Annotated in this window: 14 protein-coding genes; 5 read left to right on the forward strand and 9 right to left on the reverse strand. The window is 59.6% G+C overall.

The genetic code is table 11. From position 1 onward, the window contains the following. Nucleotides 1-235 precede the first annotated feature (235 nt). The gene (locus ACIQU2_RS16065; RefSeq protein WP_403142447.1) at nucleotides 236-1,324 is read left to right on the forward strand and encodes a calcium:proton antiporter; all 1,089 of its coding nucleotides are present in this window, start codon (nucleotides 236-238) and stop codon (nucleotides 1,322-1,324) included. 152 nt (nucleotides 1,325-1,476) lie between these two features. On the opposite strand, the gene ACIQU2_RS16070 is transcribed toward ACIQU2_RS16065, so the two are convergent. From ACIQU2_RS16070 to ACIQU2_RS16080, 3 genes are all read right to left on the reverse strand, one after another. After that, nucleotides 1,477-2,835 carry an 8-oxoguanine deaminase gene (locus tag ACIQU2_RS16070; protein ID WP_140683265.1) on the reverse strand — a complete coding sequence of 453 codons (1,359 nt, stop codon included), beginning with the start codon at nucleotides 2,833-2,835 and terminating at the stop codon, nucleotides 1,477-1,479. A gap of 255 nt (nucleotides 2,836-3,090) precedes the next feature. Then, entirely contained in the window at nucleotides 3,091-3,777 is a 687-nt protein-coding gene (locus ACIQU2_RS16075; protein WP_403142450.1) for an SDR family oxidoreductase, read from the reverse strand. 25 nt (nucleotides 3,778-3,802) lie between these two features. Then, entirely contained in the window at nucleotides 3,803-4,153 is a 351-nt protein-coding gene (locus ACIQU2_RS16080; RefSeq protein WP_347805431.1) for a MerR family transcriptional regulator, read from the reverse strand. An 82-nt stretch (nucleotides 4,154-4,235) separates the two neighbouring features. On the opposite strand from ACIQU2_RS16080, the gene ACIQU2_RS16085 reads away from it, so the two are divergent. Then, nucleotides 4,236-4,658, forward strand: a complete 423-nt coding sequence (locus tag ACIQU2_RS16085) for a hypothetical protein (RefSeq protein ID WP_403142452.1) — start codon at nucleotides 4,236-4,238, stop codon at nucleotides 4,656-4,658. Between the two features lie 84 nt (nucleotides 4,659-4,742). Here the strand turns inward: ACIQU2_RS16085 and ACIQU2_RS16090 are convergent, their stop codons facing one another. The 3 genes from ACIQU2_RS16090 to ACIQU2_RS16100 are packed head-to-tail and all read right to left on the reverse strand — an operon-like array spanning nucleotide 4,743 to nucleotide 8,349. Continuing rightward, the gene (locus ACIQU2_RS16090) at nucleotides 4,743-5,669 is read right to left on the reverse strand and encodes an ABC transporter permease (protein WP_403142454.1); all 927 of its coding nucleotides are present in this window, start codon (nucleotides 5,667-5,669) and stop codon (nucleotides 4,743-4,745) included. Next, nucleotides 5,669-6,778, reverse strand: a complete 1,110-nt coding sequence (locus ACIQU2_RS16095; RefSeq protein ID WP_403142457.1) for an ABC transporter permease — start codon at nucleotides 6,776-6,778, stop codon at nucleotides 5,669-5,671. The genes ACIQU2_RS16090 and ACIQU2_RS16095 overlap by 1 nt, the downstream gene beginning before the upstream one ends. Before the next feature lie 11 nt (nucleotides 6,779-6,789). Continuing rightward, nucleotides 6,790-8,349: an ABC transporter ATP-binding protein gene (locus ACIQU2_RS16100; RefSeq protein ID WP_403142458.1), complete on the reverse strand. Its 1,560-nt coding sequence runs from the start codon at nucleotides 8,347-8,349 to the stop codon at nucleotides 6,790-6,792. Nucleotides 8,350-8,379: 30 nt separating this feature from the next. Between ACIQU2_RS16100 and ACIQU2_RS16105 the strand changes: the two genes are divergently transcribed. Continuing rightward, nucleotides 8,380-8,556, forward strand: coding sequence for a hypothetical protein (locus ACIQU2_RS16105; RefSeq protein ID WP_347805420.1), 177 nt, complete (start codon nucleotides 8,380-8,382; stop codon nucleotides 8,554-8,556). Nucleotides 8,557-8,880: 324 nt separating this feature from the next. On the opposite strand, the gene ACIQU2_RS16110 is transcribed toward ACIQU2_RS16105, so the two are convergent. From ACIQU2_RS16110 to ACIQU2_RS16120, 3 genes are all read right to left on the reverse strand, one after another. Continuing rightward, nucleotides 8,881-9,462, reverse strand: coding sequence for an IMPACT family protein (locus ACIQU2_RS16110; protein ID WP_403142460.1), 582 nt, complete (start codon nucleotides 9,460-9,462; stop codon nucleotides 8,881-8,883). A 7-nt stretch (nucleotides 9,463-9,469) separates the two neighbouring features. Further along, nucleotides 9,470-10,120, reverse strand: coding sequence for a TetR/AcrR family transcriptional regulator (locus ACIQU2_RS16115; RefSeq protein WP_046044703.1), 651 nt, complete (start codon nucleotides 10,118-10,120; stop codon nucleotides 9,470-9,472). 85 nt (nucleotides 10,121-10,205) lie between these two features. After that, the gene (locus tag ACIQU2_RS16120; protein WP_046044702.1) at nucleotides 10,206-11,126 is read right to left on the reverse strand and encodes a LysR family transcriptional regulator; all 921 of its coding nucleotides are present in this window, start codon (nucleotides 11,124-11,126) and stop codon (nucleotides 10,206-10,208) included. 124 nt (nucleotides 11,127-11,250) lie between these two features. Between ACIQU2_RS16120 and ACIQU2_RS16125 the strand changes: the two genes are divergently transcribed. Further along, the gene (locus ACIQU2_RS16125; RefSeq protein ID WP_403142463.1) at nucleotides 11,251-12,600 is read left to right on the forward strand and encodes an aspartate aminotransferase family protein; all 1,350 of its coding nucleotides are present in this window, start codon (nucleotides 11,251-11,253) and stop codon (nucleotides 12,598-12,600) included. 64 nt (nucleotides 12,601-12,664) lie between these two features. Next, nucleotides 12,665-14,158 carry a CoA-acylating methylmalonate-semialdehyde dehydrogenase gene (locus tag ACIQU2_RS16130; protein WP_095127264.1) on the forward strand — a complete coding sequence of 498 codons (1,494 nt, stop codon included), beginning with the start codon at nucleotides 12,665-12,667 and terminating at the stop codon, nucleotides 14,156-14,158. Nucleotides 14,159-14,437: the final 279 nt, after the last annotated feature.

The following is a 14,437-nucleotide window of genomic DNA, read 5'->3' on the forward strand; positions in this document are numbered from 1 at the left end:
CAACAAATCAAAAGATCGCAGCCTGCGGCAGCTCCTACATGGTTTCGCATTCCCCTGTAGGAGCTGCCGCAGGCTGCGATCTTTTGATCTTCAACTCACCACTGGAACCAACCCAGTGCATAGGGCCCAGTTCACGCTATCCACTGGTGCGCTAAGGTGTAACGAAACGTTAGCGCCGCCCCACAGTCAGTAGCTCATCACCCTGGTTTCGCTTCACACGGCAAAAAGGCCCGCAATGCTCACACTCCTCAAGCAAGAAAAATTTCTGCTGCTGGCCGTGATTGCCGCCGCCGTCGCCTATCCGCTGGAACACTGGATGCTGCACAGCGGCCAGCCCATCGCGTTGACCGCCGGCCTGGTGCTGATCGCATTCATCGTCGTTGCCTCCATGCGCGTCGCCCATCACGCCGAACTGCTGGCCGAAAAAGTCGGCGACCCTTACGGCACGATGATCCTGACCCTGGCCGCCGTGCTGGTGGAAGTGGTGATCCTGGCGATCATGATGAGCAACGAAGCCTCGCCGACCCTGGTACGCGACACGATTTATTCGGCGGTGATGCTCGACATCAACGGCATCCTCGGCCTGGCCGCGTTGATGGGCGGGCTCAAGCATGGAGAACAGTCCTACAACGATGACTCGGCGCGCAGTTACAGCGCGATGATCCTCACCGCCATGGGCGTTTCCATGGTGGTGCCGGAGTTCATTCCCGAGGCCAGCTGGAAACTCTATTCGGCGTTCACCATTGGTGCGATGGTCGTGCTCTACACCTTGTTCCTGCGCATGCAGGTCGGGCCGCACAGTTATTTCTTCAGCTACAGCTACCCGGAAAAACGTCGAAAAAAAGTCCCGGAGGAAGTACCTGAGCCCATCAATCTGGGGCTGAGTATTGGGACATTGGTGTTCGGCGTGGTGGTGATCGGCGCATTGGCCGAAGTGATGTCCAAGACCCTCGACCTGGGCCTGGAAGGGACGGGCGCACCGCCGGTGATCACGGCGATCCTGGTGGCGGCAATCTCGGCGGCGCCGGAGATTCTGACCGCGTTGCGGGCGGCACTGGCCAACCGCATGCAGTCGGTGGTCAACATCGCCATGGGCGCGTCGCTGTCGACGGTCATCCTGACGGTGCCGGTGATGGAAGCGATGGCGCTCTACACCGGCCAGCCGTTCCAGATGGCGATGACCCCGGTGCAGACAGTGATGGTCTTCCTCACCCTGATCGTCAGCGCAATCAACCTCAACGATGGCGAAACCAATGCCATCGAAGGCATGACCCACTTTGTGCTGTTTGCGACATTCATCATGTTGTCGCTGCTCGGTCTCTAGGACAACGACAACCCCCTGTGGGAGCGAGCTTGGTCCGGGCGGCGTTCCGACGATAGCGGTGTGTCAGGCACCATTAATGCCAACTGACACTCCGCCATCGTCGGAACGCCGCCCGGACCAAGCTCGCTCCCACAGTTTTGATTTGTGTTGTATCAGGTACCGGCAATCAACTGCCGAGCCGCCTGGCTGTGATCGGCAATCAACCCCTTCAAATCCAGCCCTTCAACCTGCCCATCAATCACCCGCCATTTGCCGCCGACCATCACCCGATCCGCCCGATCAGCGCCGCACAGCAGCAACGCCGACACCGGATCATGACTGCCGGAGAACCGCAGCTCATCGAGCTTGAACAGGGCCAGATCCGCCTGCTTGCCCACCGCCAGTTCGCCGATATCGGTACGCCCGAGCAAACTCGCCGAACCCTTGGTCGCCCACCCCAGAACCAGTTCCGGGGTGATCTTCTCGGCGCCATAACGCAGCCGCTGAATGTACAGCGCCTGACGGGTTTCCAGCATCATGTTCGACGCATCGTTGGACGCCGAACCATCCACGCCCAAGCCCAGCAACGCGCCGGCAGCGGTCAGGTCCAGTGTCGGGCAAATGCCGGACGCCAGGCGCATGTTCGAACTCGGGCAATGGCAAATACCGGTGCCGGCGGCGCCGAGGCGAGCGATTTCGTCCGGGTTGAAGTGGATGCCGTGAGCCAGCCAGGTGCGCGGGCCGAGCCAGCCGACGCTGTCGAGGTAATCCACAGTGCGCAACCCGAAGCGTTGCAGACAGAAGTCTTCTTCGTCGAGGGTTTCGGCCAGATGGGTGTGCAGGCGCACGTCGAGTTTGTTGGCCAGTTCGGCGCTGGCCGACATGATTTCCGGGGTCACCGAGAACGGCGAGCACGGCGCGAGGGCGATCTGGATTTGCGCGCCGTCGCCACGCTCATGGTACTCGGCGATCAAGCGCTGGCTGTCGGCGAGGATGACTTCGCCTTCCTGCACGGTCTGCTGCGGCGGCAGGCCGCCGTCCTTCTCGCCGAGGCTCATGGAACCGCGCGTCAACATGGCGCGCATGCCCAGTTCGCGGACGCTCTCGACCTGCACGTCGATTGCATTCTCCAGGCCTTGCGGAAACAGGTAATGGTGATCGGCCGCGGTGGTGCAGCCGGACAGCAGCAACTCGGCCAACGCGACTTTGCTGGCGAGGGCGAGTTTTTCAGGGGTGAGGCGGGCCCAGACCGGGTAGAGGGTTTTCAGCCACGGGAACAACGGCTGATTGACCACCGGTGCCCAGGCGCGGGTCAGGGTTTGATAGAAGTGGTGATGGGTGTTGATCAGTCCCGGCAGGATCACATGCTCGCGCGCATCGAAGACTTGTCCACAGGGCGCGGAAGGTTGCTGGCCAGCGGCGAGCACTTCGACGATCAAACCGTCTTGCAGCACCAGGCCGCCACGGGCATCGAGGCCATTGGCAGTGAAGATCGCGAGGGGATTTTTTAACCAGGTACGGGTCGCAGGCATGTTGGCCGGCTCCTCTGAAAGTGGGGTTCAGGTTAGCCAGCTCAGTGATTACCCTGTCTGCTGATCCAGGGTCGCCGCGGGGGCGAGGTGCGGAGTTTCAATTAAAAAAGCATCGCGGGCAAGCCCGGCCCGACAGGGCAACACAAATCCCTGTGGGAGCGAGCTTGCTCGCGATGAGGTCATGTCAGTCAATATTGATGTTGAATGTCAGTCCGCTATCGCGAGCAAGCTCGCTCCCACACGGGACGATGGAGTTTACCAGGGAATGGTTTCACCCTTGTAATTCACAAAGTGATGCCCGCCATTGCCGGTATATGCATTCACCTGATCAACCAACCCACGCGTGCTGGTTTCCACATCAATGTCGGCACCTTCACCGCCCATGTCGGTCTTCACCCAACCCGGATGCAGCGACAGCACGGTGAGTTTCTGCTCGCCCAACTGAGTGACGAAGCTGTTGGTCATCGAGTTCAGCGCCGCTTTGCTGGCCTTGTACAACGCCAGCTCCGGCGCATCCGGCATGGTCACGCTGCCCAGCACCGAACTCATGAACGCCAGCACGCCGGTATCCGGACGAATCTGCCCGACAAAGCGTTGAGCCAGATTGATCGGCGCCACCGCATTGGTGAAGAACAGTTGGCCGACCTCGGCCAGGGTCGCGCCGCCCGGCGTTTGAACTTCCGGACCTTTGACCCCGGCATTCACGAACAATAGGTCGAACACTTCACCCTTAAGCTGTTGGCTCAGGGCGATGACTGCTTGCTGATCATCCATGTCGAGTTTTTCGATCCGCACCTTGCCCAAGGCCTGCAAGGCTTCAGCGTTCTGCGGGTTGCGCACGGTGGCGGTGACCTGCCAGCCGTCGGCCAGCAGGGTTTTCACCAGACCGAGGCCCAAGCCCCGGGAGGCGCCGATGATGAGTGCGGTTTTTGCCGTAGACATGAGTGGCTTCCTTGATAAGTGAGGGTCAGGGATTCAATGGACAACGTTGACCGAGCCGTTGCTGCAACTCCTGACGCAGCGCGCCGAGTTCGTCGATTCGGGTTTCGATCAGATTGAGTTTGTCTTGCAGCAATTGCGTGACGGCGCTGTCCGGATCGGGCGACTGCCATATCGCGGCGACGCTGTTGCCGATCTCGCCGAGGGTAAAGCCCAATCGCTGAGCGGTCTTGATGTACTGCACCAATTGCACCATGTCCGCCGGATAGTCGCGATAACCGTTGGCGCTGCGTTGTGCCGCAATCAATCCGCGTTGCTCGTAGAAACGCAGCGTGTCGCGGCTGACGGCGCTGGCCTGGGCTAATTCACCGATGCGCATCATGACATCTCGAGAGGGCTTGACCCTGGAGCATACTCCAGGCTTTAGCCTTGTTGCTCCCTGAATTGATGGAGCAAGACGGATGTGGACTTCAACGCAATATCGCCGGTTGGTGAAGGGTAGCGCCTGGTATGACTTGATCGTCATGGTGGCGTTTGTAACGCCGTGGAGTTTTGCGGCGTTGCATGGGGTTTTGTTGAGTGTGAGTCAGGCGTTCAACTTGCCTGGCGAGCTGCCGCCGTTTGAGCCGATGCACATGCTGATGGCCAATCTGTTGGGGTCGATTGTCTGCGTGTGGGCGGTACTGCGGATCCGTGATCCGCAGCAGGTGTTTGGGCGGTATGACGCGGTGGGGCGGTTTCTATTTTCGGCTTGGCAGTTGTATGCCTTGCTCCATGGCGCCAGTTCGCTGTTGGTGATTTTCTTGTTCTTTGAATTGGCGTGGGGCGTTGTTCAAATATTGCCTGTGAGGGCCCCATCGCGGGCAAGCCCGCTCCCACAGTAGATCGCGTTGAACTGAAGATTTTTCGTTCGACACAACACCCTGTGGGAGCGGGCTTGCCCGCGAAGAGGCCGGCCCGGTCGACCTTTAATGCCCGGCCTGCCACGGTTTTCCCAACGACACCGGCGCATACAACCGCGTACGCAGCGCATCCCGCGACAGCAGCACCAACACCACAATGGTCGCGACATACGGCAGCATCGCCAGCAGACTCGACGGAATCGCCAGCCCCAACCCCTGCGCCACCAAATGCAGGATGCTGGCGAGTCCGAACAGATACGCCCCCAGCAGCAATCGCCACACCCGCCAACTGGCAAACACCACCAGTGCCAGGGCGATCCAGCCGCGCCCGGCGCTCATGTTCTCCGCCCACATTGGCGTGTAAGCCAGGGACAAATAAGCCCCGGCCAATCCCGCCATCGCCCCACCAAACAGCACCGCCAGCGTGCGCACGCCCAACACCGGCAAGCCCATGGCACTGGCCGCATCCGGGTTTTCGCCGACCGCCTGAATGATCAGCCCGACGCGACTTTTCACAATCACCCAGGCCACCAGCGCAAACAGCGTGAACGACAGGTACACCAGCAGATCCTGCGCAAACAGCATCCGCCCGATCAGTGGGATTTCACTCAAATAAGGAATCGCCACCGGCTCGAAACCCGCCAGCGGTTTACCGACCCACGCCGCGCCGACAAAGGTCGACAGGCCCACACCGAAGATCGTCAGCGCCAACCCGGTGGCCACCTGATTGGCGTTGAACACCAACGCCACCAACGCAAACAACGACGACAACAGCATCCCGGCAAGCATTGCCAGCAATACGCCGAGCCACAGGTTGCCGCTGTTCAGCGCGACGATAAAACCGATCACCGCACCAAACAGCATCATTCCTTCCTGGCCGAGGTTCAGAACGCCGCTCTTCTCGCAGATCAATTCACCGAGTGCCACCAACAGCAGCGGCGTACCGCAACGGACCATGGCGTAGAAAATATTGCTCAGCAGATCGATATCCATCACAGCGCTCCTGCGTGTACGGCGGTGGCTTGTGCACGACGGGACCAGCGCAGGTTCAAGCGCGGTCGGTAGAGAATCAGCACGTCACTGGCCAGCAGGAAAAACAGCATCATTCCCTGGAACAATTGGGTGATTGCCTGGGGCAGATTCATGCTCATCTGCGCGCTCTCGCCGCCGATGTACAGCAGCGCCATCAGCAGGCTGGAAAACAGAATACCGATGGGATTGAGTCGCCCGAGAAACGCCACGGTGATCGCGGCATAGCCGTAACCGGGCGAGACTTGCGGTACCAATTGGCCGATCGGCCCGGTGACTTCACACACCCCGGCCAGTCCCGCCAATCCTCCGCTGATCAACAGCGCCAGCCAGATCAGCCGCTTCTCGCGAAAGCCGACGAAACCCGCTGCGCGCTTGTCCAGCCCGAGGACTTTGATCTGGAACCCGATAAAGCTTTTCTGCAGCAACACCCACACCGCTACCAACGCGAGCAAGGCGAAATACACGCCCACGTGGACCCGACCATCCTCCATCATCATCAGCGGCAAACGGCTGGCATCACCGAACATCGCTGACTCGGGAAAGTTGAACCCCGCCGGATCCTTCAACGGCCCATGCACGCAGAACAGCAACAGGTTCAGGGCGATGTAATTGAGCATGATGCTGGTGAGGATTTCGTTGGCGTTGAAACGCGTGCGCAACCACGCCGTCAGCCCGGCCCATGCCGCGCCGGCCAAGGTGCCGACGAACAGAATCAGCACCAGCGCCCAGCGACTTTGCAGGTCGATGATGTTCACCGCCAATGCACTGCCGGCCAGCGCGCCAAGCAGCAACTGACCTTCGGCGCCGATGTTCCAGATGCGTGCTTGATACGCCACCGCCAGCCCCAACGCGCAGAGCAAAATCGGCAGCGCCTTGACCAATAGTTCGGAGACGCCATACAAGTCGCTGACCGGTGCGATCAGCAAGGTGTGCAGCGTGAGCAGCGGATCATGGCCCAGCGCGATAAACAGTAGCGAGCCACAGCCCAACGTCAGGACAGCCGCCAGCAATGACGAGCACCACAGCATCAGGCGCGATTGCTGGCCACGGGGTTCGAGAGAAAGCAGCATGTGAAACTCCGTTAAACCGTTGCACGTGATTGAGGAGCGTCGAACTGGCCGGCCATCCAGCCGCCGACATCGATCAGGCGCGTGTCGACCGTGGACTTGAGCGGTGACAATCGACCGCTGCACAAAGCGCCGAGGCGGTCACTGATCTGGAACAGTTCGTCGAGGTCTTCGGAGATCACCAGGATCGCCGCGCCAGCGTCGCGCAAGGCAATCAGCGCCCGGTGAATGGTCGCGGCAGCGCCGACGTCCACGCCCCAGGTCGGGTGCGCGGCCACCAGCAGTTTCGGTTGCTGGAGGATCTCGCGGCCGAGGATGAATTTCTGCAAGTTGCCGCCAGACAGGCTGCGGGCCGGTGTCTGGGTGTCGGGCGTCTTGACCCCGAAGCGGCGGATGATTTCTTCGGCCAGGACTTCGACCTTGCCGCGCTGGATCAGGCCATTGCTGACCAGCCCTTGTTGAAAGGCAGTGAGCAGGGCGTTGTCCGCCAGGCTCAGGTCCGGCACCGCGCCATGGCCCAGACGTTCAGCGGGGACGAAGGCCAGGCCCAGTTTGCGCCGTGCATCCGGCCGCAAGTGCGCCACCGGTTGCCCGCCGAAACTGATCGTTGCGCCGTCGTTGAGGCTTAGAGGTTCTTCGCCACTGAGCAGGGCCAGCAACTCATCCTGACCATTGCCCGCGACCCCGGCGATGCCGACGATTTCGCCGCTGCGCACTTGCAGGTCAATGTCATTCAGCGAACAGCCGAACGGGTCCGGGTTGTGCCAGGACAATCCCGTCACGTTCAGGAATGCATTAGCGCCAGTGACTTTCGGATAATCTGTAATCAGCGCAGCGGCTTCGCCAACCATCAACTGCGCCAGTTGCCGATCCGAACACTCGGCCGGCACGCAATGCCCGGCCACCCGACCGCCGCGCAACACCGTGGCGCTATGGCACAACGCGCGAACCTCACCGAGTTTGTGGCTGATAAACAGAATGCTGCAGCCCTCGGCGGAGAGTCGACGCAAGCTGACGAACAAATCGTCGGCCTCCTGCGGAGTCAGCACCGAGGTCGGCTCATCGAGAATCAGCAGGCGGATGTCCTGCATCAGGCAACGAATGATTTCCACCCGCTGGCGTTCGCCGATCGACAGGCTGTGGACAAGTCGCTCCGGCTCCAGCGCCATCCCGTAGCGCCGGGAGACTTCACGAATCTTTGGCTCAAGCTGTTTCGGTGTACCAGCCGCCGCACCCATCGCCAAGGCGATGTTCTGCGCCACACTCAGCGTCTCGAACAGCGAGAAATGCTGAAATACCATGCCGATTCCCAGCCCCCGGGCCTGAGCCGGGTTGCGCATTGTCACGGGTTGCCCTTGCCAGATCATCTCTCCCGAGTCCGCGTGGGTCACGCCGTAGATGATCTTCATCAGCGTACTTTTGCCCGCGCCGTTTTCGCCAAGCAGGGCATGGATTTCGCCAGGCGCTATGCTCAAGTCGATGGCGTCGTTGGCCAGGCAACCGGGGTAGCGCTTGCTGATTCTGCGCAGTTGCAGACGAGGTGTTGGATCGGAGATCGGCGCGGGGTTGGGCATGACAGGCTCGGGTCGATTGAAGGGATGCCTGTGGATAAAGCAATTTCCTGGCCATTGAGTCAGGAAAAATCAAAAGCGTTACAGGTGAAGGCTTTGAAGGCGGCGACTCGCCCTATGTCGATCCCGAACCAGGCACCACTTGAGGGCAACGCCGTTGATCAGGCTCCGGTTTTGCTCAGGGTGTTTGGTCAAAAAACGAGCAACTGACGGCAAGCCATACCGGACATGGGGCGGCGACAGCCATGAACGGGTTATCCACAGATTGCTCCACAGTATTTGTGCGCAAGCCCGAAGCTCGGGCATAAGCACTGCGTGGATTTCTTCTAAAGGTGATAAACCGCTCTAACTGATTGTTTTTACGTGGATTTAGCTTTTTTGATGGCGGATTGGACGAAAAGTGAGCAAAGCCCGCAAAGCCGCATGACAGAAGGGTTACAGCCGGGTGTGCTCAGGTTATCCACAGCCGGGTGCACAGTAGATGTGGGCAAATGCACCGGTTCGACGAAAGGGCTGCGAACGTTATTGGTGCGATTAGTGCTGCAACAAAATGCGCCCGCGGCTCAAATCCGCCAGCTGCGTTTGCAGGGTATCGATCTGGCTTTCGCTGATCGCCAATTGCAGCTCTACGCCGTTGGCCGTGAACGTTTCTTCCACAACCAATCCACCCAGTTCCGCCACCCGAAGCTTCACCAGTGGCAACTCACCAAAAGCACAGGCACAACTCACCGGCACCCGACTGATCAACTCAACCTTCACCGCGGCTTGCAGGCACTTGTAGGCGCCGCCGCCATACGCCCGGGCGAGGCCGCCGGTGCCGAGTTGAATGCCGCCATACCAACGAATCACCAGCACCGCGACCTGATCGCAATCCTGCGCGTCGATTGCCGCCAGAATCGGCCGGCCAGCGGTGCCGCCGGGCTCGCCATCGTCAGCGCTGCGATATTGGTCGCCAAGCTTCCAGGCCCAGCAATTGTGCGAGGCATTCAAATCGCTGTGCTGTTCGATGAACGCCTGGGCTTCAGCAGGGCTGCTGATCGGCGCGGCGAAAGTGATGAAGCGGCTTTTGCGAATCTCTTCGCGGTACTCGCAAAAACCGCTGAGGGTAAAAGGCATAAGTGTCTTATATCGTTGGCGTCAGGCCGCAGCCTTTGAGAATGATGCGGATCAGGTTGTTGCCGGCGTCTTCCATGTCTTGCTTGGTCAACTTGGTGCGTCCGCTGACACGGCAGATCTGCGTGGCGAAATCCGCGTAATGCTGAGTGCTGCCCCACAACAGGAAGATCAGGTTCACCGGGTCGACCGGGTCCATTTTTCCGGCGTCGATCCAGGCTTGGAACACGCCCGCCCGGCCCTGGAACCAGGCGCGATAGTCCTGATTGAAATATTCGGTCAGGCACTCGCCACCGCTGATCACTTCCATCGCGAAAATCCGCGAAGCCTGCGGCTGGCGACGGGAGAATTCCATCTTGGCGCGGATGTAACGCGTCAGCGCTTCGGCCGGATCATCTTCAGCGGTCAGGGTGTTGAAGGTGCTGTCCCACAACTGGAGGATGTTGCTCAACACCGCCACGTACAAACCGAGTTTGTTGGTGAAGTAATAATGCAGGTTCGCCTTGGGCAAGCCGGCATTCAGGGCGATGGTGTTCATGCTGGTGCCTTTGAACCCGTGACGGGCGAACTCGTCTTCGGCGGCTTTGATGATGGTCTCTTCGTTCTTCTGACGAATGCGGCTGGCAGGTTTGCCGCCGTGAGCGGGGACTTCAAAGGTCATAGGCACTTCCGAACAAGTGGGTGGGTGCAACCAGTGCGTTGATAGCGCACCCACAGGCATCAGACAAGTCCTGACGCGATAAAACCTACCGTGTCGCAGCCAGACTCTCCAGAAAACTTTCCAGCACCAAATGCGGGCGACGGCCCTTGCGGGTGACTGATGCGAGGCTCAGGTCATAAAAACGCACCTTTGGTTTCAGCGCACGCAATCGGCCTTGCTGTACCCAGAGGCTGGCGTAGTGGTCCGGCAGATAGCCGATGTAGCGTCCGGTCAGGATCAGGAACGCCATGCCTTCACGGTCCGAGGCACTGGCGGTGCAATTGAGCGCCTGGTAGTGGGCCTGGATTTCCGCGGGCAAACGAAAAGTCGGCGCGATGGCGTCCTGGCTATTGAGGCGCTCGTCATCCAGTTGTTTATCGTCGACATAAAACAACGGATGACCGACCGCGCAATACAGTAGCGAGCGTTCGCTATAGAGCGGCTGATATTCCAGCCCCGACAGCGCGCTGGCCTGCGGCACCACGCCGACATGCAAACGACCGTCGAGCACGCCTTGTTCGACTTCATTGGGCGCGATCATGCGGATCTGGATCTGCACGTCCGGCCCGCGTTCCTTCAATTGCGCCAAGGCGTGGGTGATGCGCATGTGGGGCAGGGTGACCAGGTTGTCGGTCAGGCCGATGGTCAATTCGCCGCGCAAGTGTTGGTGCAGACCGTTGACCTCAGTGCGAAAACTTTCCAGCGCGCTCAATAGCTGCAACGCCGATTGATAGACCTCGCGACCTTCTTCGGTCAGGGAAAACCCGGCGCGACCGCGTTGGCACAAGCGCAAACCCAGGCGCTGTTCCAGATCGCTCATTTGCTGGCTGATGGCCGAGCGCCCGATTCCCAGCACCGACTCCGCTGCCGAGAAGCCGCCGCACTCCACCACACTGCGAAAGATCCGAAGCAGGCGGATATCAAAGTCACTGACTTGCGCCAGCGGATCGGGGCGGCGGCTGCTCATAGTTTAGTGGTGACCTGACTGAACGTTAGAAGAGTTGGATTTCACCGACTTTATCCCCGTGGCAATTTAGCTGCAAGAACGCTTTTGATCTCTATGCCGCTTATTGCCCTGCGAGGTTTTGCCCATGAACTTGCCTGAAAACAACCCGACTTCCCTGGCCAGCCAGCTCAAGCTCGATGCTCACTGGATGCCTTACACCGCCAACCGTAATTTCCAGCGCGATCCGCGACTGATCGTGGCGGCTGAAGGCAGTTGGCTGATAGATGACAAGGGCCGCAAGGTTTACGACTCGCTCTCTGGTTTGTGGACCTGCGGCGCCGGGCATACCCGCAAGGAAATTCAGGAAGCGGTCGCCAAACAATTAGGCACCCTCGATTACTCGCCAGGTTTCCAGTATGGCCATCCGCTGTCGTTCCAGCTGGCTGAGAAAATCACCGACCTGACCCCGGGCAATCTGAATCACGTGTTCTTCACTGACTCGGGCTCCGAGTGCGCTGACACGGCGGTGAAGATGGTTCGTGCTTACTGGCGTCTGAAAGGTCAGGCGACCAAGACCAAGATGATCGGCCGTGCCCGTGGTTATCACGGCGTGAACATCGCTGGCACCAGCCTCGGTGGCGTGAACGGCAACCGCAAAATGTTCGGTCAGGCGATGATGGACGTCGATCACCTGCCGCACACCTTGCTGGCGAGCAATGCCTATTCCCGTGGCATGCCGAAAGAGGGCGGTATCGCCCTGGCGGATGAACTGCTCAAATTGATCGAATTGCATGACGCTTCGAACATCGCGGCAGTGTTTGTCGAGCCAATGGCCGGTTCCGCTGGCGTCCTGGTTCCGCCACAGGGTTACCTCAAGCGTCTGCGCGAGATCTGCGATCAGCACAACATATTGCTGGTGTTCGACGAAGTGATCACCGGTTTCGGCCGTACCGGTTCGATGTTCGGCGCCGACAGCTTCGGCGTGACCCCGGACCTGATGTGCATCGCCAAACAAGTCACTAACGGCGCGATTCCGATGGGCGCGGTGATTGCCAGCTCCGAGATCTACCAGACTTTCATGAACCAGGCGACGCCTGAGTACGCGGTGGAATTCCCGCACGGCTACACCTATTCCGCGCACCCGGTGGCTTGCGCTGCTGGCCTGGCAGCACTCGAGCTGCTGCAAAAGGAAAACCTGGTGCAGAGCGTGGCTGAAGTCGCACCGCATTTCGAAAATGCGCTGCACGGTCTGAAGGGCTCGAAAAACATCATCGATATTCGTAACTACGGCCTGGCCGGCGCGATCCAGATCGCGCCCCGTGACGGCGACGCCATCGTGCGTCCGTTCGAAGCCGGCATGGCGCTGTGGAAAGCCGGGTTCTACGTGCGCTTCGGCGGCGACACCCTGCAGTTCGGCCCAACCTTCAACAGCAAGCCGCAAGACCTTGATCGTCTGTTCGATGCGGTCGGCGAAGTGCTGAACAAGATCGACTGATTTTCCCTTCTATATAGAGGCGCCCTTTGACGGGCGCCTGTGGACAACTTTTCTGGAGCCCCGCATGAGCCTTATCCCGCATTTGATCAATGGCGAACTGGTGACCGAAGACGGTCGCACAGCTGACGTGTTCAACCCGTCCACCGGTCAGGCAATCCACAAGCTGCCATTGGCCAGCCGCGAAACCATTCAAAAAGCCATCGACTCGGCCAAGGCTGCGTTCCCGGCCTGGCGTAACACTCCGCCGGCCAAGCGTGCGCAGGTGATGTTCCGCTTCAAGCAATTGCTGGAGCAGAACGAAGCGCGTATCGCTCAACTGATCAGCGAAGAGCACGGCAAGACCCTGGAAGATGCTGCCGGTGAACTGAAACGCGGAATCGAGAACGTCGAGTTCGCTTGCGCAGCACCGGAAATCCTCAAGGGCGAATACAGTCGTAACGTCGGCCCGAACATTGATGCCTGGTCGGACTTCCAGCCTTTGGGCGTGGTGGCCGGTATTACGCCGTTCAACTTCCCGGCCATGGTGCCGCTTTGGATGTATCCGCTGGCAATCGTCTGCGGTAACTGCTTCATCCTAAAACCGTCCGAGCGTGATCCAAGCTCCACGCTGTTGATTGCTCAATTGCTGTTGGAAGCCGGTCTGCCTAAAGGTGTCCTGAGTGTGGTGCACGGCGACAAGGCTGCGGTGGACGCGCTGATCGAAGCGCCGGAAGTCAAAGCGTTAAGCTTCGTTGGTTCGACGCCGATTGCCGAATACATTTACGCCGAAGGCACCAAGCGCGGCAAACGCGTTCAGGCACTGGGTGGCGCGAAGAACCATGCGGTGTTGATGCCGGATGCGGATCTGGATAACGCGGTCAGCGCATTGATGGGCGCGGCTTATGGTTCTTGCGGTGAGCGTTGCATGGCGATCTCGGTGGCTGTGTGCGTCGGTGACCAGGTGGCGGATGCGCTGGTGGCCAAGTTGGTACCGCAAATCAAGGCGCTGAAAATCGGTGCCGGTACTTCATGCGGTCTGGACATGGGGCCGCTGGTTTCCGGTCAGGCTCGCGACAAAGTCAGTGGCTATATAGAAGACGGTGTTTCTTCTGGTGCGACCTTGGTGGTGGATGGTCGTGGTCTGAGCGTCGCCGGTCATGAGGAAGGGTTCTTCCTGGGTGGCTGCCTGTTCGACAACGTCACGCCAGAAATGCGCATCTATAAAGAAGAGATCTTCGGGCCGGTGCTGTGTGTTGTCCGGGTTAACAGCCTGGAAGAGGCGATGCAGCTGATCAACGATCACGAGTATGGCAACGGCACCTGCATCTTTACCCGTGATGGGGAAGCGGCGCGGTTGTTCTGCGACGAGATCGAAGTCGGTATGGTCGGCGTCAACGTACCGCTGCCGGTACCGGTGGCTTATCACAGCTTTGGCGGCTGGAAGCGCTCGCTGTTCGGCGACTTGCATGCGTATGGTCCGGATGGCGTGCGTTTCTACACCCGTCGCAAGGCCATTACCCAGCGCTGGCCACAACGGGCGAGCCATGAAGCTTCGCAGTTCGCATTCCCTAGCTTGTAAGTAGAAGGGAAGAAGGCCGGCCCCTTGGGGCCGGCCTTTGCGTTTCAGGGGCTTTTTTCACCTATATGACAGAATTGTGAAAATAGGTGTTGACGGCAGATTCTGGAAGTCTATAATTCGCCCCACTTCCGGCGCAGTCGAAACGGAAAACTCCTTAGTAAACAATGAGTTACGCAGTTTTCGGCAGCGAGTTGCTTCAGGTCATCGAAGCCCAGAAGGAGTTGAAAGAGTGGTGTTGTTTGGCTCTTTTAACGATTCGATCTTCTCGGTCGAAAGCGG

This window comes from Pseudomonas sp. NPDC098740, assembly GCF_044760065.1.
In the GTDB taxonomy this organism is placed as follows: Bacteria; Pseudomonadota; Gammaproteobacteria; order Pseudomonadales; family Pseudomonadaceae; genus Aquipseudomonas; species Aquipseudomonas rossensis.